The following is a 20,548-nucleotide window of genomic DNA, read 5'->3' as shown; positions in this document are numbered from 1 at the left end:
AGACGCCGCACCTTATCCGCTTCAGGGCCCGGCGCCACGGCGCGATCAACGGGATTAAAAGCAACGGCAACTACAAAGGCACTGCAACTGCAACTGCAACTGCAACTGCAACTGCAACTGCAACTGCAACTGCAACTGCAACTGCAACTGCAACTGCAACTGCAACTGCAACTGCAACTGCACAAGCGACATACTGTTATCACGCCGTGCAAACGCTAGGCCTGACTGCCGACCGCAGCAAACCTCACCCGGCAAAAATCCGCGAAGATTTGGCCCTTGCCAGCCGGGCAGCGCTCACAGAAGCGCCCCATGCCGCGCAAGCAGAACCACCGAGGAGACAGCTTGAAAACCACACTCAATATCAACGGCCGCAGCCAGACCGTGGACTGCACGGGCGATACGCCGCTGCTGTACGCGCTGCGCAATGATCTCGGCCTGAATGGCCCGAAATTCGGTTGCGGCATGGCGCAATGCGGCGCATGCACCGTGCATCTCGATGGCGCCGCCGCGCGCAGCTGCGTCACGCCGGTGTCCGCTGCCGTCGGTATGCGCATCACCACCGTCGAAGGCCTGGGACGCGAAGGCCAGCCGCATCCGGTCCAGGCGGCTTTCATCGCTGAACAGGCCGGGCAGTGCGGCTACTGCCTCTCCGGCATGGTGATGAGCGCGGCAGCGCTGCTGCGCGACAATCCCGACCCCAGCGACGCCGATATTCGCGCCGCATTGAACGGCAACCTGTGCCGCTGCGGCAGCCATGTGCGCATCCTGCGCGCGGTCAAGCGCGCGGCCGCGGCGATGAAGCAGGAGGCAGCATGACGGCCCCCATCCATGCCGGACGGCCGCAACGGCCCTCTCGCCGCGCCTTCCTGCGCGATTGCGGCGCCATCGTCGTGTCCTTCGCCTTCACTGGCCCGCTTGCGGCACAGACCTCAACGCCCAAGGACAAGCTGGACTTGTATCGCGGCCTCGATTCCTGGCTGGCGGTCGATGAAGCCGGACGCGTGACGGTGTACTGCGGCAAGGTCGAGCTCGGCACCGGCGTGCGCACCGGCCTGACGCAGATCGTCGCCGAGGAACTCGATCTGCCGATGGCATCGATCACGATGATCATGGGCGACACCGCGCTGGTCCCGGACCAGGGCACCACCACCGGCAGCAAGACCATACAGCTTGGCGGCCCGCCGCTGCGGCGTGCCGCGGCCGAAGCGCGCGCGGCGCTGGCGGAACTTGCCGCCGCGCGGCTGAACCTGGCGACGGAACGCATCGCGGTGCGCGACGGCTACGCCTTTGACCGCGACGCGCCGCAGCGCCGCCTGTCCTTTGCCGAGCTGATCGGCGGCCGGCGCTTCGAGCGCCGCATCGGCAAGCCGGCGGAAAAGCCGATCGCGGCATACCGCATCGTTGGCCAGCCGGTTCCGCGCGTGGATCTGCCGGCCAAGCTGATGGGCAATTTCGAATATGTGCAGAACGTGCGCGTGCCCGGCATGCTGCATGGCCGCGTGGTGCGGCCCGCCGCCATCGGCGCGACGCTGGTGCGCGTGGATGACGCTTCGGTGCGCGGGCTCGGCGCGCGCGTGGTAGTGCGCGGCAATTTCGTTGGCGTGGTGGCTGCGCGCGAGGAAACCGCGATCCTGGCCGCGCAGCGCCTGCGTGTCGAATGGAAGCTGCCGGAAGGCGCGCGCGAGCCGGTCGATGTCCATGCGGAGATGCGCGGCTATCCGAGCAGGTTGAAACCGGTCGCTGCAAAGGGCGACATCGATGCCGGCTTCGGGCACGCGGCTGCCGTTATCGAAGCCAGTTATGCCACGCCGTTCCAGATGCATGGCTCGATCGGGCCGTCCTGCGCTGTGGCCGACGTGCGGACGGATGGGGCGACGGTCTGGTGCGGCACGCAGCACAGCTTCGGCCTGGTCACCGCAGTGGCGCAGGCGCTCGGCATGGCGCCGGAACGGGTGCGCATCGCCTGGACCGAAGCCTCGGGCTGCTATGGCCACAATGGCTCGGACGATGCCGCGCTCGATGCGGCGCTGATGTCGCAGGCTACGGCCAAGCCGGTGCGGGTGCAGTGGATGCGCCAGGACGAACACCGCTGGGAGCCGAAGGGCCCGGCGATGCTCATCGACCTGAAGGCCGGTGTCGATGCGAACGGCAACATCGTTGCCTGGGATTTCCTGAACCTGACCGCGACCCACAGCACCCGGCCGCGCCATCATGCCGGCAATACCCTTGCCGGGCAGCTGATCGGCTTCGCGCCGGCGCATGCACTGTCCAATGGCGAGCGCAATGCCGATGTCGGTTATGCGTTCGACGCGAAGCGGGTGCGCATGCGCTATCACGAGTCCAGTCCACTGCGCCCGTCCGCATTGCGTGGCCTGGCCGCCTATCCGAACACCTTTGCCAATGAATCCTTCATCGACGAGCTTGCCGCGCGCGCCGGCGCCGATGCGTTGGCCTATCGACTTGCTTATGTGACGGACGAGCGCGCCCGTGCAGTGCTGGAGACGGTTGCGCGCATTGCGCAATGGCAGAGCGGCGCGGCCCCGCTGTCGCAGCGCGAAGCAGTCGCGCCTTCAACATCGGCACGCGGCATGAACGCCAAGCGCGGGCGCGGCATCGCCTGGTGCCGCTATGAGAACGCGCATGCCTATGTCGCGGTGGTCGCCGAAGCCGAGGTCGATGCCAACAGCGGTCGGGTTCGGGTGACGCGCCTGTTCGCCGCGCAGGATTGCGGACTGATCGTCAATCCCGATGGCGCGCGCAATCAGGTCGAGGGTTGCCTGGTGCAGGGCATGAGCCGCGCCTTGTTCGAGGAAGTCACGTTTCATCGCGGCGGCGTCGATGCGAGCGACTGGATGGGCTATCCGATTGCGCGTTTCGAAGACGTGCCGGAGACGGTTGCGGTGGAGTTGATCGATCGTCCGGACCAGCCTTCGGTCGGCTCCGGCGAGGCGGCGACCTGCCCGGTGGCCGCGGCCATCGGCAATGCGATTTTCGACGCCGCCGGCATCCGCTTGCGTGAATATCCGTTCACGCCGCAGCGCGTGCGCGCCGCGCTGGCGCAGGGCACGCCGGCATGAGGCGCTGGCGAGTTCGTGCCTTCGCCGGCGCGCATCGCTTTATTGGCGTTCATGTCCTGCACGCCTGGCGAGCTTGCGCGGCGCTGGCGCTGTGCTGCGCCATGCAGCACACGCTGGCCGCGGACCTGAAGCTGTATGCCGCGGCCGGCGTGAAGGCGCCGCTGGAACGCATCGCGCGGGACTTCGAAGCCTCCGGCGGCGGACATGTGACGCTCGTCTTCGATACCGCCGGCGGCGCCGAGGAACGCTTTCTCGCCGACCGTGGAGCGAGCGCCCTTGTCACCAGCGCCGTGCGCGTGCATGCCGCGCAGGATGCCGGCAGGCTGCGCGACGGCGCCACGGCAGTCATAGGCGCGACTGTCGGCGGCCTGGCGGTTCCGCGCGGCGCGGTCAAGCCGGATATCTCGGATGCGCGGCATCTGCGCGATGCGCTGCTGGCCGCGCCGCGCATCGCGCTGTCGGATCCGGCACGCGGCGCGACGGTCGGCAGGCATTTTCTTGGCGTCATCGAGGCGCTTGGTATCCGCGACGCGGTAATGAAGAAGGTGGTGCTCGCGCCGAACGGCGTGGAGACGATGCGCCTGGTCGAGGAAGGCCGCGCCGATCTCGGCGTGACGCAGATCAGCGAAATCCTGCAGGCCGATCCGGCGTGCCTGCTCGGGCCGTTTGCGGCGCCGTACGACCTGGCGACCGATTACGCATTGTGGATGCCGGCCGATGCACCGGCGGCGATGCGGGCTTTCGCGGCGCTGGCAACGTCGCCCGCCGAGCGCGCGCGGCTGCGCGCGGATGGCTTGCGGCCGCCGGAGTGAGACGGTGCCGCGGAACTGTGGGCCGGGGATGCCCGCTTTCCCGACCGATCGCAAATGCCCGGCAACGCGTAGGTTGGGCTGCCAAGCCCAACATGCACGCGGTCCGCGAAAACTCGGTGTTGGGCTTGCCGTCCAGCCCAACCGAAGGAATCCCACGGTTCGCGGGCCACAGGCGTCTGATGTTGGGCATGGCAGCCCAACCTACGATCGCTCAGAGTGGCGATGTGCTACCGATGCCCGCTCACGCCAACCTGCTCGCACATGTCCAGCACCGGGCAGGTCGAGCAGTGCGGCAGCCTGCCGGTGCAGATGTGCTTGCCGAAGGGCACCAGCAGGCGGTTGATGTCTATCCAGTGCCGCCGCGGCAATTTGGCTTCAAGTGCCGACAACGCCCGTTCCGGCGACGAGGCATGCACATAGCCCCAGCGTCCGGTGACCCGATGCACATGCACATCGACGCTGATGATGGGCTCGCCGCAGGCCACGCCCAGCACCAGGTTCGCGCATTTTGGCCCGACGCCGGCGAAGGACAGCAGCACATCGCGATCGGCGGGCAGTGCGCCGCCGTGGTCCTGTTCCACGCGGCGCGCGATCTCGCGCATCTGCTGCGCCTTGCGCTCGTGGAAGGTGCTGGGATTGATCAGCGCGTCGACTTCTTCGTCGGTTAGCCGGGCCAGCGCGGTCGGCGTGCGTGCGCGCTCGAACAGCCGCCGCGATGCCGGCAGCGTGACTTCATCGAAGGTGCGTATCGAGATGATGCAGGCCATCAGCTGCTCGAACACCGAGCCGTAACCTTCCTCGGCGAGCTGGAACAGCGCCGCTTTCGGCCAGGGCCGCACGGCGGTTTCGATGCGGGCGAGCGCGGTATCGATGTCGAAGTCTCGGGTTTTCATCGGCGCGAGTCCTGGTCTGAGCTCATGCGCCAACGATAGCCGCAGCCCGGCGCAGGGCAGGCCTGCGCGGACATGCCGCTAGCGCAGGCGCAAGGCGGGCGCTGCTTCAGCTCTCCAGCGCATGGCCGGCCGCCACCCAGGCTTCGATGCCGCCATGCAAGGGCCGCACGCGGCGATAGCCCTTCTGCATCAGTTGCCGCGCAACGATGGCGGCCGATGCCTCATTCGGGCAGGCGCAGTAAATGATGAGCTCGGCATCCTCGGGAACATCGAGATCGAGCCGGCGCATGTCTTCCGCCGCCAGCGCAATGGCGCCGGGAATGCGGCCTTCGGCCTGGTCGCGCGCCGGCCTGACGTCCACGATCACCGGCGCCGCGCCGCTGCTGTGCAGCGCATGCAGCTCGTCGACCGAGATGCGCGCCATGCGCAGGGACTTGCGGAAGCGGTCGCGCTGCCACCATTTGCGGGCGACGAAGGCCGCCAGCGCCAGCAGCACCAGCAGCATGCCCCATTTGCCCAGTTGCGCCAGCACCGCCAGCAGATCGCCGACCGCGGCCTGGAACAGCGAACCGAGCCAGATTGCCGATCCGGCCCATAGCGCCGCGCCGAGGCCGTCGCACAGGAGGAATACCGTGCGCCGCGTGCCCAGGGTGCCGGCAAGAGCGCTGCCTATCGAAGCAAAGCCGGGAATGAACTTCGCCACCAGGAGCGACGCCGCGCCGAAGCGCAGATAGAGGTTCTCGGTCTGCCGTACGCAGGCATCCGGTGACAGTGAGATGCGGCACAGCCGCGCCATGATGCTGCGGCCGTAACGCCGTCCGGCCAGGAACCAGAACAGATCGGCCATGAGCGCGGCGGCTACCGCGGTGGCCAGCAGCGTGGCGCCGGAATAGCTGGTGTGGCCGAGCAGCGCGCCGGTGACCACCAGCGACGGATAGGCTGGCAGCGGCGCGCCGAGCTGTTCGATGAGCACATTCAGGAAGATCGCGGCCAGGCCATAGTGCTCGATCAGTTGCTGTAGATGGGACATGGCGATGAAGAAGAAGGAATCGGAGCACGGCGCGGCGGGAGCGGGCTGACATGATACGGCGATATCCGCTTTGCCGCGCGACATGGCGACGCTTGCCTTCAAGGCACGTAATCGAGATACCCCGAGTCGCCCATGCTCGACAGCAAAAACCGTGTTCTCGGCAATCTTCCTACATGCGCTGTGGCTCTTGTCCGATGGAAGGATGAGCGGGATGGGGCTATCGTATGGCGCTTGATCGGACCGGCTGCGGTCCGCATGCTGAAGGATGGAAATCATGGACATTGGATTCATCGGACTGGGCCACATGGGCGAGCCGCTCGCCGCCAATCTGCTCAAGGCCGGGCACAGGTTGGTCATATGGAACCGCTCACAGGCTTCGGCGCAACGCCTCGCGGCGCAGGGCGCGCAGATCGCGACGACGCCGGAGGAGGCGCTCGGCACAGGCATCGTGTTCTCGATGCTGGCCGACAACGATGCGATACGCGCGGTGCTCATCGATAGCGGCGTCATGGCGAAGGCAGCGAAGGAAAGCGTGCATGTGAACATGTCGACGATCTCGGTGGCCTACGCGCAGGAATTGACCGCGCAGCACGAGAAACTTGGCATAACCTACATTGCCGCGCCAGTGCTGGGCCGACCCGATGTGGCGGCCGCCGGCAAGCTCAACATTCTGGCCGCGGGTCCGGCGGCGGCGATCGATCGGGTACAGCCATTGCTCGATGTGCTCGGCCAGAAGACCTGGCGCCTCGGCGAGACGGCATCGCATGCGAACGTCATCAAGCTTGCCGCGAATGTGCTGCTCGCATCAGCGGTAGAGACCATTGCAGAGACCGCCACATTCGTATCAGCCCATGGCGTTGCCGCAGCCGACCTGCTGCAGATCATCAGCAACAGCACCTTTCCCGGTCCGGTGTACCAGGGCTACGGCAAGCTGATCGTCGAAGACCGTTTTGATCCGCCCGGCTTTAAGGCGGGCCTGGCGCTCAAGGATGTGCGGCTGGCGCTGGCGGCAAGCGACGACAAGGCCACGCCGATGCCGATCGCCAGCCTGGTGCGCGACAGTCTCCTCGACGCACTGGCCCATCAGGAAGGCGACAAGGATCTCGCGGTGCTGGGCAGGGTGGCCGCGCGCCGGGCAGGGCGCTAAGCCAGCCTGACTCGGGCAATGGTCTTGATGTTGCCGAATGGCGTGGTGTAGATCCTTTCGGCCTCCATCCCGCCGGCATCGAGCAGGGCAAGGATGTCGGCTTCCTCGTAAAGGCATACGTTTCCGTGGATGCGATGCTTGTCCGCCATCGGCTGCCACAAGGGTGCATACCGCGTAGCCAGCGCGCTCGTGCCTTCGTAATGCCGGCCGAGCTCGCTGCGCAGCCCAGATGCGGACAGATACAGCTTCCCCTCCGCGTTAAGTGCGCTTCTGAAAAGCCGCATCACGTCTGCGGCTTGCGCAAACGGCAGGTAATGAATGAAGCGCTGCGCGACGATGACATCGAATGTCCCGAGCCTTGCGTACAGGTCCACCTGTCGCAGATCCGCCTGCACGAATTCGATGCCCATCGGGTCTTCGCCGGCATCGGCATCGAGAATGTCTTGGCGATGGTCCAGCAGATCCACAGCCGTCACCAGCGCACCCGCCCTTGCCATGCGGCGCGCCTGTCCGCCGGCAGCGCACGCGGCATCGAGTGCGCGCACCGCGCCGCCATCCGGTCGGCCGATGAGGCTGCGGATGTGCCGTACGGCGCTGCCATCGAGGAAATCGCCGCGCTGCGTGGCGACGTCATTCCCATAGCCTGCGCCCCTTACCTTCGGTCTGTCGCCATTTTCATTCGACTTGCTCATCCGCTCTCCCTGGCAGCTGCTCCAAGCTTGTGTCCACCGACGCATCTCTGGCCGCACGCAATCCTTGGCGGACAGTGAAAACAGGTCCAAGTTCAGCCCCTGTCCCGTTATGCGGGGCGGGCCTCATGACGGGATGCACCACGCAACCCGGATGCCTTCATATCGGCAAGACAGCCTCAATCGGTTGGACCTCTATGCTTTCCGCGCGCCAGTTCCCGATCCAGCGCATTGGCGAAGCGCTGCCGGTCGGCGTGGCTGAACGCGGCCGGGCCGCCGGTGTCGACACCGCTGCCGCGCAGCTCCTCCATGAAAGCCCGCATCGTCAGCTGCTGGGCAATCGTGTCCTTGGTGTACCAGTCGCCGCGCGGATTCAGCGCCAAGCCGCCCTTTTCCAGCACCAGCGCGGCCAGCGGTATGTCGCCGGTCACGACGATGTCGCCGGCAGCCATGCGCCGCACGATTTCCGCGTCGGCCGCATCGGCGCCTGCCGGGACCTGCAGCGCGCGGATGAAGCGCGAGCCGGGGACCCGGATCAACTGGTTGGCGACCAGCGTGACAGGGATCTGCAGCCGGTCGGCTACGCGAAACAGGATGTCCTTGATGACTGCAGGGCAGGCGTCGGCGTCGACCCAGATAGGCATGATGAAGAATAAGGAAGAAGGAAAAGGGAAGCGGGGGGCTGGGGCATTGTAACGGCAAGCGTCCCGGACGATGCGCGTACATCGCCGTTCGCTCTTCATTGGATGCCGCGTCATTGCCACTTCAGCGACGCGGGCCGGCATCGGTCACGCAGCGCAGCGACCAAATGTCGACCGCAGGGGCCGCGCAATGGTCTCGATGAACTATACTCGCCGCACTTTTCCGCGAACCCGCGACACCCCGTCAGTCCCGCGCATTTCAGAATGAACAAGAAGTCCAACCAATTCACCCTGCACCATCCCCTCGCTTTCTGGCTCGGAACGCTTGCCATCGTCGCCGGCGTGCTGGCCCATATGCCGATGTTCGTATGCGCTTCCGATATGGGCTACCAGATGGTCGGCATGGAGATGGATGCGATGATGCTGACCGGGATGGCGCTGATCCCCTTCGGTCTGCTGCTGGCGGCCTACGGCCTCATCCCGCGCATGGCGCAGCTGCGCAAGGCATCCACGCATGCGGGCCCGCATTTCCATGCCGCCGACCGCATTCCGCTCAACCGCCAGCACTGGTCCCTGGTCGCCGTGCTGGTCGTGGCCCTGACCATCGATGTGATGAAGCCGGCCACGCTCGGCTTCGTGATGCCGGGCATGACCAGGGAATACGGACTCGGCGGCCAGTATGCGGGCCTGCTGGCCTTCGTCGCGCTGACCGGCACCACGGTCGGCTCGGTGATCTGGGGCATGGCCGCCGACCGGGTCGGACGTCGCGCCACCATTCTGCTGTCAGCGCTGATGTTCATCGGCACCGCGATCTGCGGCGCGATGCCGTCGTTTCAATGGAACCTGGTGATGTGCTTCCTGATGGGCGCATCGGCCGGCGGCCTGCTGCCGATCGCCTTCACCCTGATGGCGGAAATGATCCCGGCGGCGCATCGCGGCTGGCTGCTGGTTGCGCTGGGCGGCATCGGCAACTCGGCCGGTTATCTGGCCGCGGCCTGGGCGGCGAGCCTGCTGGAGCCGGCCTTCGGCTGGCGCGTGCTGTGGCTTCTGGGCCTGCCTACCGGCGCGATGATCCTGCTGCTGAGCCGCATGCTGCCCGAATCCCCGCGCTTTCTCGCGACCCAGGGATTGCATGCGCAAGCGCGCGCCGTGATGGCGCAGTTTGCCGGCCCTGGCGACGTGGTCGAGGAACAGGCAGCGGCGGATGGCGTGAAGACGCCGCCAGGCATGCGCGCCTTGCTCAAGGGCGGTTACGGCCCGCTGACGATAGGCATGACCGTTGCAGGCGTTGCCTGGGGACTGGTGAACTTCGGTTTCCTGCTGTGGCTGCCGACCAATCTGCGCGCCATGGGCATGGACCCGGCCGCTGCCACCAGCCTGCTGGCCAAGTCCGCGTTCCTCGCGCTGCCCGGCACCCTGCTCGTGATCTGGCTCTACCACCGATGGAGCACGGTACGCACGCTCGTGGCCTTCATCGGCCTGAGCGCCGCGAGCCTGCTGGGCTTCTTCCTGCTCGGTCACTTCGGCGTCGGCTCGGTTGCCGCCATGGTGCTGGCGACGGTGGCGCTGCTGGTGTCAGCAAGCGGCGTGATCGCCACGCTGGTGCCGTATGCGTCCGAAATCTACCCGGTGCATCTGCGCGCCACCGGCGCCGGCCTGATCGCCGCGGCGTCGAAGCTGGGCGGCATCCTGGGCGCGGGCTTCGGCGTCATTGGCCTGTTCGGCAGCATGCCGCTGGCCGCCATCGTCATCGCGGCGCCGATGGCCATGGCGGCGCTGCTGCTGGCCAGAAGCGGTGTCGAGACCCGGGGCAGGCGGCTGGAAGAGATACAGGAGCTGCTGGATGCGTCAGCCCTGGAAAGCGCAGAGAGGCTGGCGCGGCGCTAGGCTCGGGTCGCATTCTTCATGTCGTTTGGCTTTCCCACCCGTTTTCCGCATGTCGAAGTCAGTGAAGACAGTGTCAGGGCGAACACGCTCTAGCGGCTCGCGATGCTATCGCGCAGGCTGTGAGGTTTTCTTCCCGGGCGTCCTAATTCGTGGCCGCGCAAGGCAGGGTGACACTGAACATGCTTCCCATGTTCGGGCCATCGCTCATGGCGGTGACGGTGCCGCCGTGAAGTTCAACAAGGCTTTTGACAAGCGTAAGGCCCATCCCGAGGCCACTCGATTGACGGTCACTCGTCATCTTCGCTTGCGTATAGAGGTTGAAAATCTCCGGCAGTAACGCCGGCTCGATGCCGATCCCGGTATCGCTCACGGTGAATAGGGCCTTCCCTGCTTCGATCAGCAATCGGGCCGTGATGTCGCCGTGGGCAGGCGTATAGCGGGCGGCGTTGCCGATGAGATTGCCGGCGACTTGCACGAGCCGGACATGGTCGCCGAAAACGATGCACGCCTCTTCCGGCAAATCCAGTGTCAGTCTGTGCTGCTTGGCGTTCATCATCGGGCGCAACTGTTCCGCTGCGGCAGTGATGGCGGCACACAAGTCCACCGGGTTCCTTTCAAGAGAAACCTGACCACGCGAGATGCGCGAAATATCCATCAGGTCTTCCACGAGGCGCGTCATGTGCGCGACCTGCCGGTTGATCACCCTGGCGAAGTGCGCGGTGCGTTCGGGGCCGAAATCGGTTCTCTCCAGCAGGTCGGTAGCCATCCGCACGGCGGATAGCGGATTGCGCAATTCATGGCCGAGCATGGCAAGGAATTCATCCTTGTGAACATTCTCCTGCCTGGCGATCTCTTCCGCCTCGCGCAGCGCGGTGACGTCCTGACAGAGTCCGATCCACTCGCGGACATGTCCATCCTTGTCCTTCAAGGGCACGCCGTGAGAAATCATGTTCCTGTACTGGCCATCGCTGCGGCGCATGCGGTAGGTTGTCATGTAATCCATCCCCGTCGCCACCGCGGCATGCCATTCGGCGAGCAGGCCTGCCCGATCATCCGGCTGGATGGCATTGGCCCATCCTTCGCCACTCGATTCGGCGCTCGTCTGGCCAGTGAATCTTGCCCATCCCGGGCTCATCTCGCAGACCATGCCGGTGGCATCCGCTCGCCAGACGACTTCGGAGGTGTTTTCGGCAAGTGCCCGGTACCTTGCCTCGCTATCGGCAACGGCCTGTTCTGCGGTCTTGCGACGTGTGATGTCACGGAAGTAAATCGCCATCCCTTCGTCGATGGGCTGCGCATGCACTTCATACCAGCCCACGTCGCCGGAAGGCGAAACCCAACGATTTTCTATCCACAGCGGAATGCGTTCACTCATTGCCCTGCGAAACATGGTCCCCATTTCCGTGTCGTTGACTTCCGGCCAGACCTTCCAATGGCTTTTGCCGATCATGTCGGCAATCGGGCGCTGGCACATCCGCACAGCCGCATGATTCATTTCCCGCACGGTGAAATCATGGGCAAGCACGATATAACCTTCGTCCATGTGCGCGAGTACCTTGTTGCGGCGTTCCCGTTCCTGCCGCGAGCTTGCATCAGCGAGTTCGCGCCCGAGAATGAGAGCGATGGTGCCAGCGCAAATATCGGTAAGTTCCATTTCGCGCGCCGTCGGGGTATGCGGCATGCCAAAGTAGACCGTAACCACGCCAATCGCCGTGTCGTCGTCATAGAAAGGTGTCGAGTACACCGCGCCGACATGATTGGCCTTTGCCCATGGATGAAAGGCCTCGAAGCGCTCATCCTTATCGAAATTTTCAACGACGATGCGGTCGCGCTCGGCAAAGGCCGCGCCGGAGCAGCCTTCGCTAAGCTTGATGCGGTTCAGCTCCTCGACCTCCTGCTTCGTCATGCCTATGCTTGCCCTGACGGTCAGACACTCCAGTCCAGGATCATGAATGGATATGACAGCGCGCGAAGTGTGATGGAAGGCCACAACACTTGCCAGGACCTCCGCCAGCTTGGCAGTCGTGGAATTCGTCTTCAGCAGTTGCGTACTCAGGCGGTGGAGAGCTTTCCAGTCTCGGATCTGGTCAAGCTCGGACGAGTCTGTGGTGCCACTATTGTTGAGGGTGGTTCGCATGGTCGCAGTGATAGGCAGCAAGGAAGGCCGAGGCGGGAGAAAGCGAAACAGAAAGGCAATGCAGGCGCTTCGGATAGAACCCTGCAAGTAGACCAGGTATCCGCCATTCCTCCAATGCCAATATGCATCATCGACGCTGTGGAGCTTCGCCCGCACGGTCAGCGCCTGCCCACCTCCGCCAAAATGGCAGCCAGCTTGCCGGTATCGACCGGTTTGACGAGATGCCGATCAAAGCCGGCTGCCATCATCTCCGCGCGGTCGCTTTCCTGGCCATAGCCGGTAACGGCGATGAGCACCGTATGCGCCGTCTCGGCTTGGGCGCGAAGCCGCCGCGCCAGTTCGTTGCCATCCATTTCCGGCAAGCCGATGTCCAGCAGGCAGACCTGCGGCGCTTCTTCCCTGGCGCGCTGCAATGCGCTGCGCGAGTCATGTTCGACCGCCACCCGGTGTCCCTGCGTTTCCAGCAGCATGGCAAGCATTGCGGCTGCATCGACGTTGTCGTCCACCACCATCATGCGCAGCGAAGCAACGGGGTGCCGCATGGCGCTGCCGGCGAATTCCGGTGCATTGCCGCTGTCGCGCGGCGCCAGGCGCGGCAGGCGCACGGTGAACCGGCTTCCCTTGCCCAGCCCCGCGCTTTCGCATGTCACCGTGCCGTGATGCAATTCCACCAGGCTCCTGACCAGCGCCAGCCCCAGTCCCAGCCCGCCCGAAGAACGGTCCGAGCTGCGCTCAGCCTGCGCAAAAAGATCAAAGGCGCGTGAGACCAGTTCCGGCGTCATGCCTATGCCTTCGTCCTGCACGTCGATGACGACGCTGTCATTCCGCACCTCGGTCTTCAACAGGATGCGGCCGCCTTCATGCATGTACTTGGCGGCATTGTTGAGCAGATTCGCAAGCACCTGCACCAGCCGCTTCTTGTCGCCCATGACCAGCGGCGCTTCGGGCGTGAGCTGCATGCCGAGCTGATGGCGGCGCGAGCGGATCAGCGGCGTCACCTGCTCGACGGCGTCCGTGATCACATGGCTGATGTCGAGCGGCGCATTGTCCAGCTCCACCAGGCCGCGCGTGACGCGCGAGACATCCAGCAGATCGTCTACCAGGCCCGTCATGTGCCTGACCTGGCGGGCGATGATCTGGCTGGTCTGCCGCACCCGCGCCTCGCTGAGCTGCGCCAGCTGCAACAGCTCGGCCGCCGCGCCGATCGGCGCCAGCGGATTGCGCAGCTCATGCGCGAGCATCGCCAGGAACTCGTCCTTGCGTCGATCGGCTCCCTTCAGCGCCTCTTCCACCCGCTTGCGTTCGGTGACATCGATGACGATGGCCACCAGCCCCTGGAACTGATGCTCGGGGCCGTGCAGCGCCGTCACGCTGCTGGTGGCCCACAGCAGCGAGCCGTCCTTGCGCCGGTATTGCTTGTCGATGGTGTATCCCTTGTCGCCTTCCACCAGCCCCTGCAGCACAGCCATGGTCTGCTCCACCGAGTCGGGTGCGGTCACCTCGAGTATTGAGGTTCCGATCAATTCTTCTTCGGTGTATCCGAGCATCTGGCAGTATTTGCCGTTTACCAGCACGATGCGGCCATGGGCATCGGCCTCGACCACGCCGGTGGCCGCCTGGCTGATGATTTTTTCCAGCCGCTCGCGGCTGGCGAACAGTTCCACCTCGGCTTGCTTGCGGTCATGGATGTCCGTAGAGGTGCCGAACCATTGCACGATCTTCCCGGCGGCGTCGAAGAAGGGCTCTGCGCGCACGAGAAACCAGCGGTATTCCCCTGAAGCGGAACGTATGCGGTGTTCCATCGTGAAGGTGATGCGTTCTTCCCATGCCTTCTGCCACGCTCGCATGGTGGGCTCGTGATCGTCCTGATGCACGAACTGGGCCGAGACATCGGCGGGGGTGTCGGGAGCGATAGCCGCGCCGGTATAGATGGTCCACTGCTTGTTGAAGAACACGGCCCGACCCTGATCGTCGATCGACCACACGATTTGCGGAATCGCGTCCGCCATCGAGCGGAAACGCTTTTCGCTGTCTTGCAGGGCACGCTCGGAAGCCTTGCGCTGGGTTACATCGGTGAAGGTGACGACGGCGCCCACGTAGGCGCCATCCTGCATCGTCGGCGCGACCGAGTAGGAGACAGCGATCGGCGTGCCATCCTTGCGCCAGAAGACTTCGTTCTCCACGCGTAGCGAATCGCCTTTGGCGACCGCATTGAGAAGGCGGCATTCCACTGCCGGATAGAGCGAACCATCGGCGTGATGATGATGAATCAGCGCATGGAGCTGGCGGCCGATGAGCTCATCCGGCTCGTAACCGAGCATCGCGGCACCGGCCCGGTTCATGAAGGTACAGCTGTTATCCGGCGCCATGCCGTAGATGCCTTCGGCCGACGAATCGAGCAGGCGCGCGAACTGCGCCTGGCTGAATTGCAGTCTCTCCCAGGCGTCGTGCTCGACGGTGACGTCACGGGATACCGAAAGCAGCCGCGTGGCTTCCCCGTTCGCGGCGGGAACCGGCATCACCGTCACATCCCACCACTTCGGCGTGCCTTTCGCGGTGGGACAGAACGCGCGGAAGCGACCCGTCTGGCCGGCGCGCGCGCTGGCTATGGCGGACTGCACGGTCTCGCGGCTTGCTTCGGGCCACAGCATCGCCAGCGGGGAGTTGGCGACGGCGCCGAAGTCGTCGATCTCCATGACGCACTGGCCATTGTGGTTCATGGCCAGCAGACGGCCGTCGAGATCAAGCAGCTTCACGCAGTCCGGACTGCATTCGAACAGCACCGAATCGAAGGCGGAAAGCCCGGTGTTTTCCGAGCCTGTTGCAAACATCGGAGTATGACTTTTCTTAGGTGAATTCATTCTTGGAAATGGCGCGGCTGTGCTGGTGGCAGGTGGATGTTTTCCCTGCCTTTGGGACTTGCCTGGAAATGGATGAGAAGGCTAAAGCCCCCAAGGGGCCCGCGGTTGGGCTAAAGCTTACCTAATCCTTGGCGTTGGCGACTTGACGGATCCGCATGTCGCTTCAGTTTTACGGCTCGCGCGCTCGACAGCTGCAAGCCCCCTGCAGTGTCGATTCATGCTTGCGTCTCTCAGAGAGTTGACCCGGTTCGAAGAATGCGGAGGTAAGCTCGCCCACTCCGGCAATCCACGATGCATGATTGCCGCCTTACCTTTAAGGAGACATAGAAGTGAAATCCCCGAGCTTCCCGCTGAAATCACTCACCGTGGCGCTGTCGTGCGCTTTCGGCGCGCATGCCGCCATCGCCGCCGATGTAAACGCCGATCGCATCAACGCGGTCTATCCCTCGGTCGAAACGGTCTACAAGGACTTGCACAGTCATCCCGAGCTCGGCTTCGATGTGGAACGCACCGAGAAGACCCTGGCCGATCTCGTCAAGCCGCTTGGCTATGAAGTCACCACCGGCATCGCCGGCCATGGCCTGGTCGCGATTCTGCATAACGGCCCGGGCCCGGTCGTCATGCTGCGCACTGAACTCGACGCCTTGCCGGTGCAGGAAAAGACCGATCTGCCGTTCGCCAGCAAGGCCAGCGCAAAGACCGCGAAGGGCGAGATGACGCCCGTGGCCCATGCCTGCGGGCATGACATCCACATGTCTTCCTGGTACGGCACGGCCAAGATCATGGCGGAGAACCGGTCACAATGGAGCGGCACGCTGATGCTGGTGGGCCAGCCGGCCGAGGAACTCGTCGCCGGCGCGGCTGCCATGGTGAAGGATGGCTTGTTCACCAAGTTCAAGAAGCCGGACTATGCGCTGTCGATGCATGACGAGGGAACGCTGCCCAGCGGCGTGGTCGGCTATCACCCCGGCTACTTCCGCGCCGCTTCGGACACGGCGGAAATCACCCTGTTCGGGCAGGGTGGCCATGGCGCAGCGCCCCAGGAAACCATAGACCCGGTCGTCATGGCCGCCAAGACCGTGATGGCGCTGCAGACCATCATCTCGCGGGAAAACAATCCCGTCGATCCGGCGGTCATCACGGTTGGCAGCATCCATGGCGGAACCGCCGGCAATGTCGTGCCGGACCAGGTCAAGCTGCAATTGACGATACGCACCTTCAGCGAAGCGGTGCGCAACAAGGTGCACGCTGCGATTACCCGCATCGTGAAGGGCGAAGCGCTGGCCTCGAATGCGCAGAAGGAGCCTATCGTCGACATCAAGCGCGGCACGGATGCGGTCTACAACGACCCCGCGCTGACCGAGCGCATGGCCAATGCGGTGCGAGGCGCCGTGGGCAAGGACAAAGTAGCAGCCGTGGTCGAGATGCCGGCCAAGATGACTTCCGAAGACTTCTCGGTGTATGGCCAGAACGGCGTGAAGGCCGTGCTGCTGCATGTAGGCGCCGTGCCCGCCGAGAAGCTGGAGGCGGCGAAGAAGCGCGGCATTCCGCTGCCGGGCACGCACTCGCCGCAGTGGGCGCCGGAATACGAGCCCACGCTCAAGGCCACCATTGCCGCGGAAACCGCGATCCTGTTCGATCTGATGGGCAAGGCCCAATAATCCGTGCGCGAGCGCGGATGCCGATGCCTGCAAGCGGGCAGAGGACTTCGGCCCTTTTGTGTTGCTGGCTGTCGGTAGGATAACGCTGCCGACAGCCGTTATTTCGTGTGGGACGGCTTGCAGAAGTCATCCGCATGTGGAGTTGCGTCGAGATATGGAAGAGCGCCATCGGCCATGAGCAGACGTCGCTGCCAAACCATGCGTAGGACGTTGTCCGTCTGCTTTGGCTGATATAGCCGCCAAAGCATTACAACTTTCTTTGAGCGCGCAAAATCGCGCTGCTTCGAGCTATTGATGCTGACGTAAAGCGCTAACGAGTACGGCAAAAGCAGGTGTTGGCTGTCGTCGGCTCGGGTAGTAAAGATGGAACCCCGGAAAGAATGGACACCAGTCGGTCAACACACGAGCCAGGCTTCCGTTCGCGATATACGGAAGAACGCGGTCTTCCGGTACGAAAGCAAGGCCGGATCCAGCCAGAGCAGCCTTGACTGCCATGGTCGCGGTGTTGAATACAAGTTGGCCTTCGACACGTACCTTGAGCGCACGTCCGGCCTTTTCTAGTTCCCAGGCATAGAGGCCCCCGGCTGTTGGCAGACGGATGTTGATGCAGTTATGCGCGGTGAGATCGTCAGGAGTGCGTGGTTTCGGGTGGCGCCTGAAATAGTCGGGCGTGCCAACTACAGCCATACGCATATCGGGGCCAATGCGCACTGCGACCATGTCCTTGGCAACTTGTTCGCCCAACCGCACGCCTGCGTCTAGCCGTTGGGCGACGATATCCGTCAATCCATTGTCCACTACGACTTCGATGCTGATATCAGGATAGTCAGGCAGAAGACGCTCGATGGCTGGCCAGAGAATCGATTCTGCAGCGTGCTCACCGGCCGCGATGCGTACCATACCTGCAGGCTTGTCCCGCAACGCCGTTAGAGCAGCCAGTTCGGCCTCTACTTCTTCCAATTTCGGCGCAACCGCCCGAATCAAGCGCTCGCCGGCTTCTGTCGGCGCGACCTTACGCGTCGTCCTGGTCAAAAGTCGTATTCCTAGCCTTGCTTCTAGGTTTCTTACTGTCTGACTTAATGCTGATTGCGAAACACCGAGCTTTGCCGCCGCCTTCGTGAAGCTGCCCTCACGAGCGATCAACAGGAAAGCAGTGATGTCAGAGAGATCAGAACGTGCCATTCATTAGCCAGCCTTATAAAGTCATGCCGATTTTAGCTCTTAATCGCACGACGACGCACTGTTAAATTGTCGGTCATCGCAATTCAACGCAGGAAGCCTCCATGGAAATCAGGAAATGCGGCTCGCAGCCGTCCACGAAAGGATCCTCTGAATACTTCACTGGAACCGTGAGGGTTGATGCGCCGTTCGCAGGCGAAGAACCAGCCCGCATTGGGGGTGCGACGGTGACTTTTGAGCCGGGTGCACGCACGGCATGGCATACCCACCCGCTTGGCCAGACTTTGCTTGTGACTTCTGGCCTTGGATGGGTTCAGCGCGAAGATGGCCCTATCCAAGAGATCAGTGCAGGCGACATTGTATGGATCGCGCCTGGAGAAAGGCATTGGCACGGCAGCACCTCCACCACGGCAATGAGCCATATCGCCATTGCGGAAATCCTGAACGGCAGCCCCGTTTCCTGGATGGAGAAAGTCTCGGATGAGCAATACCACGGCGGTTCTCGCCTTAACGAATAAGGAACTATGTGATGCAAAAACGTATTCTCGGAAAGAGCGGGCTTGAGGTTTCGGCGATCGGTCTTGGCTGCATGGGCTTGAGCTTTGGCCTTGGCCCGGCCACCGATCGCAAGGATGCGCTACAGGTCATCCGCACGGCCGCCGAACGCGGCGTTACCCTCTTCGACACGGCCGAAGGTTATGGCCCATTCACCAATGAGGCTCTTGTAGGCGAGGCATTGCAGCCGGTTCGGGACCAGGTGCTTATCTGTACGAAGTTTGGTTTTGCCATCAACGATAAAGGCGAAATGACGGGGCTGGATAGCCGGCCTGAGCATATCCGCGAGGTAGTCGAGGCGTCGCTGAAGAGACTGCGAACCGACCACATCGATCTGCTCTATCAACATCGCGTTGATCCGAATGTTCCGATAGAGGATGTGGCTGGCACAGTCAAGGACCTGATTGCTGAAGGCAAGGTTTTGCATTTCGGCCTTTCCGAAGCGAGCGCTGCCACCATCCGCAAGGCGCATGCAGTGCAACCGGTGACGGCAATACAGGACCACTACTCGCTCTGGATGCGCGAGCCGGAGCAAACCAAGTTTGCCCTCTGTGAGGAACTTGGTATCGGTCTCGTTGCATGGGGACCGCTTGGGCAAGGCTTTCTGACTGGGAAAATCACACGCGGCATGACGTTTGACGATCCAAACGACTTACGCAAGGACTTCCCCAGGTTCACGCCCGAGGCGATGGAAGCCAACTTCAAAGTCGTCGATTTCTTGAAGGAACTAGCGTGGAGCAAAAACAGCACGCCCGCTCAGATTGCACTCGCTTGGTTGCTCGCCCAGAAACCATGGATCGTGCCCATCCCAGGCGGTACGAAGATCGAACATCTCGATGACAATCTTCCGGCCGCTGAGCTGCTTTTGACGCCTGCTGACCGGCGTGACATCGATCAGGCGTTCGCTGAAATAGATATCAAAGGCGCACCGCTTTCAGTGGCCCTAGATGCTGCCATTGACCGTTGAATTCAAAAGGAGAAGACGATGCAGAAACGTATTCTTGGTAAAAGCGGGCTCGAAGTATCAGCCCTTGGATTGGGTTGCATGGGACTGAGTTACGGCTACGGTCCAGCTACCGAAAAGCAGACGGCCATTAAGCTCATTCAAACGGCCTTCGAGCGCGGCGTTACGTTCTTTGATACGGCGGAAGCTTATTCGCAAGGCGCAAATGAGGACGTGCTGGGCGAGGCGCTTGCACCATTCCGCGACCAAGTTGTGATCGCGACGAAGTTTGGCTTTCGAGACGGCGATGTCAGCAAGGGTCAGGATAGCCGGCCCGAGCGCATCCGTGAGGTTGCGGATGCCGCCCTGAAACGGTTACGGACTGACCGCATCGATCTGTTCTATCAGCACCGTGTTGATGAGAATGTACCGATCGAGGATGTCGCGGGAACGGTGAAGGAATTGATACAGCAGGGCAAGGTAAAGCATTTCGGCCTCTCCGAAGCTGGTGTCGAGTCAATCCGCCGCGCACACGCTGTGCAGCCGGTGGCCGCTCTGCAGAGCGAGTATTCCCTGTGGTGGCGTGAACCCGAGAAGGAGATCCTGCCACTGCTGGAAGAACTGGGTATCGGCTTCGTACCTTTCAGTCCTCTCGGCAAGGGCTTTTTGACAGGCGCAATCAATGCATCTACCAGCTTTGACAAGACTGACTTCCGCAACATTGTGCCGCGCTTTTCGGAAGCGAACCGCAAAGCGAACCAAGGCCTAGTCGAGGTTTTGGGACAGATTGCATCACGGAAGGGAGCGACGTCGGCGCAGATTGCTCTTGCCTGGCTACTCGCGCAGAAACCCTGGATCGTTCCCATCCCTGGAACTACCAAACTGCATCGCCTGGAAGAAAACATCGGTGGCGCGTCAGTGAAGCTCAGTGCGGATGACCTGCGAGCAATCGAAACCGCCTTGTCGCAGATCACTGTCCAGGGCGACCGCTATCCCGCCCATCTACAGGCTCGGGTTGGCCGCTAATCTTCAAACA

At 63.2% G+C, this 20,548-nt stretch carries 17 protein-coding genes; 10 read left to right on the top strand and 7 right to left on the bottom strand.

The features are described from left to right. From JJB74_RS27660 to JJB74_RS27645, 4 genes are all read left to right on the top strand, one after another. Positions 1–219 (top strand): hypothetical protein (locus JJB74_RS27660; RefSeq protein WP_200597613.1); only part of this gene is annotated, 219 nt, incomplete at its 5' end. 90 nt (positions 220–309) lie between these two features. Next, a complete protein-coding gene (locus JJB74_RS27655; RefSeq protein WP_200597611.1) occupies positions 310–816 on the top strand; it encodes a (2Fe-2S)-binding protein in 507 nt (168 codons plus the stop codon). After that, a complete protein-coding gene (locus tag JJB74_RS27650; protein ID WP_200597609.1) occupies positions 813–3,077 on the top strand; it encodes a xanthine dehydrogenase family protein molybdopterin-binding subunit in 2,265 nt (754 codons plus the stop codon). The genes JJB74_RS27655 and JJB74_RS27650 overlap by 4 nt, the downstream gene beginning before the upstream one ends. Next, on the top strand, positions 3,074–3,889 hold the full coding sequence (locus JJB74_RS27645) for a molybdate ABC transporter substrate-binding protein (RefSeq protein WP_200597607.1): 816 nt from the start codon (positions 3,074–3,076) through the stop codon (positions 3,887–3,889). Before JJB74_RS27650 ends, JJB74_RS27645 begins: the two co-directional genes overlap by 4 nt. A 227-nt stretch (positions 3,890–4,116) precedes the next feature. On the opposite strand, the gene JJB74_RS27640 is transcribed toward JJB74_RS27645, so the two are convergent. Together JJB74_RS27640 and JJB74_RS27635 are read right to left on the bottom strand one after the other, a co-directional pair. Beyond that, on the bottom strand, positions 4,117–4,782 hold the full coding sequence (locus JJB74_RS27640) for an endonuclease III domain-containing protein (RefSeq protein ID WP_200597605.1): 666 nt from the start codon (positions 4,780–4,782) through the stop codon (positions 4,117–4,119). A 106-nt stretch (positions 4,783–4,888) separates the two neighbouring features. Continuing rightward, entirely contained in the window at positions 4,889–5,812 is a 924-nt protein-coding gene (locus tag JJB74_RS27635) for a DedA family protein/thiosulfate sulfurtransferase GlpE (RefSeq protein ID WP_200597628.1), read from the bottom strand. A 274-nt stretch (positions 5,813–6,086) separates the two neighbouring features. Here JJB74_RS27635 and JJB74_RS27630 point away from each other — a divergent pair, with 274 nt between their 5' ends. After that, complete coding sequence (locus JJB74_RS27630; protein WP_200597603.1) at positions 6,087–6,959, top strand: NAD(P)-dependent oxidoreductase; 873 nt, start codon at positions 6,087–6,089, stop codon at positions 6,957–6,959. Here the strand turns inward: JJB74_RS27630 and JJB74_RS27625 are convergent. Both JJB74_RS27625 and JJB74_RS27620 read right to left on the bottom strand, forming a co-directional pair. Then, positions 6,956–7,651, bottom strand: a complete 696-nt coding sequence (locus JJB74_RS27625; RefSeq protein ID WP_200597601.1) for a class I SAM-dependent methyltransferase — start codon at positions 7,649–7,651, stop codon at positions 6,956–6,958. The genes JJB74_RS27630 and JJB74_RS27625 overlap by 4 nt on opposite strands. Before the next feature lie 176 nt (positions 7,652–7,827). After that, complete coding sequence (locus JJB74_RS27620; protein ID WP_200597599.1) at positions 7,828–8,292, bottom strand: YaiI/YqxD family protein; 465 nt, start codon at positions 8,290–8,292, stop codon at positions 7,828–7,830. A gap of 261 nt (positions 8,293–8,553) precedes the next feature. Between JJB74_RS27620 and JJB74_RS27615 the strand changes: the two genes are divergently transcribed. Beyond that, positions 8,554–10,176: an MFS transporter gene (locus JJB74_RS27615; protein WP_200597597.1), complete on the top strand. Its 1,623-nt coding sequence runs from the start codon at positions 8,554–8,556 to the stop codon at positions 10,174–10,176. Positions 10,177–10,318: 142 nt separating this feature from the next. Here the strand turns inward: JJB74_RS27615 and JJB74_RS27610 are convergent, their stop codons facing one another. Continuing rightward, positions 10,319–12,469, bottom strand: a complete 2,151-nt coding sequence (locus JJB74_RS27610) for a sensor histidine kinase (RefSeq protein WP_200597595.1) — start codon at positions 12,467–12,469, stop codon at positions 10,319–10,321. 2 nt (positions 12,470–12,471) lie between these two features. Beyond that, on the bottom strand, positions 12,472–15,144 hold the full coding sequence (locus tag JJB74_RS27605; RefSeq protein WP_200597593.1) for a PAS domain-containing hybrid sensor histidine kinase/response regulator: 2,673 nt from the start codon (positions 15,142–15,144) through the stop codon (positions 12,472–12,474). A 359-nt stretch (positions 15,145–15,503) separates the two neighbouring features. Here JJB74_RS27605 and JJB74_RS27600 point away from each other — a divergent pair, with 359 nt between their 5' ends. Then, complete coding sequence (locus JJB74_RS27600; RefSeq protein WP_200597591.1) at positions 15,504–16,835, top strand: amidohydrolase; 1,332 nt, start codon at positions 15,504–15,506, stop codon at positions 16,833–16,835. 288 nt (positions 16,836–17,123) lie between these two features. Here the strand turns inward: JJB74_RS27600 and JJB74_RS27595 are convergent, their stop codons facing one another. Continuing rightward, entirely contained in the window at positions 17,124–18,017 is an 894-nt protein-coding gene (locus JJB74_RS27595) for a LysR family transcriptional regulator (protein WP_200597589.1), read from the bottom strand. Positions 18,018–18,118: 101 nt separating this feature from the next. Between JJB74_RS27595 and JJB74_RS27590 the strand changes: the two genes are divergently transcribed. The 3 genes from JJB74_RS27590 to JJB74_RS27580 are packed head-to-tail and all read left to right on the top strand — an operon-like array spanning position 18,119 to position 20,538. Then, positions 18,119–18,532: a (R)-mandelonitrile lyase gene (locus tag JJB74_RS27590; RefSeq protein ID WP_200597587.1), complete on the top strand. Its 414-nt coding sequence runs from the start codon at positions 18,119–18,121 to the stop codon at positions 18,530–18,532. 11 nt (positions 18,533–18,543) lie between these two features. Continuing rightward, a complete protein-coding gene (locus tag JJB74_RS27585; RefSeq protein ID WP_200597584.1) occupies positions 18,544–19,536 on the top strand; it encodes an aldo/keto reductase in 993 nt (330 codons plus the stop codon). Between the two features lie 18 nt (positions 19,537–19,554). After that, a complete protein-coding gene (locus JJB74_RS27580; RefSeq protein ID WP_200597582.1) occupies positions 19,555–20,538 on the top strand; it encodes an aldo/keto reductase in 984 nt (327 codons plus the stop codon). Positions 20,539–20,548 lie beyond the last annotated feature (10 nt).

This window comes from Noviherbaspirillum pedocola, assembly GCF_016632335.1.
Taxonomy (GTDB): Bacteria; Pseudomonadota; Gammaproteobacteria; order Burkholderiales; family Burkholderiaceae_D; genus Noviherbaspirillum_A; species Noviherbaspirillum_A pedocola.
Note: the sequence above shows the minus strand (reverse complement) of the source record. Positions and strands in the feature narration are given on the sequence as shown.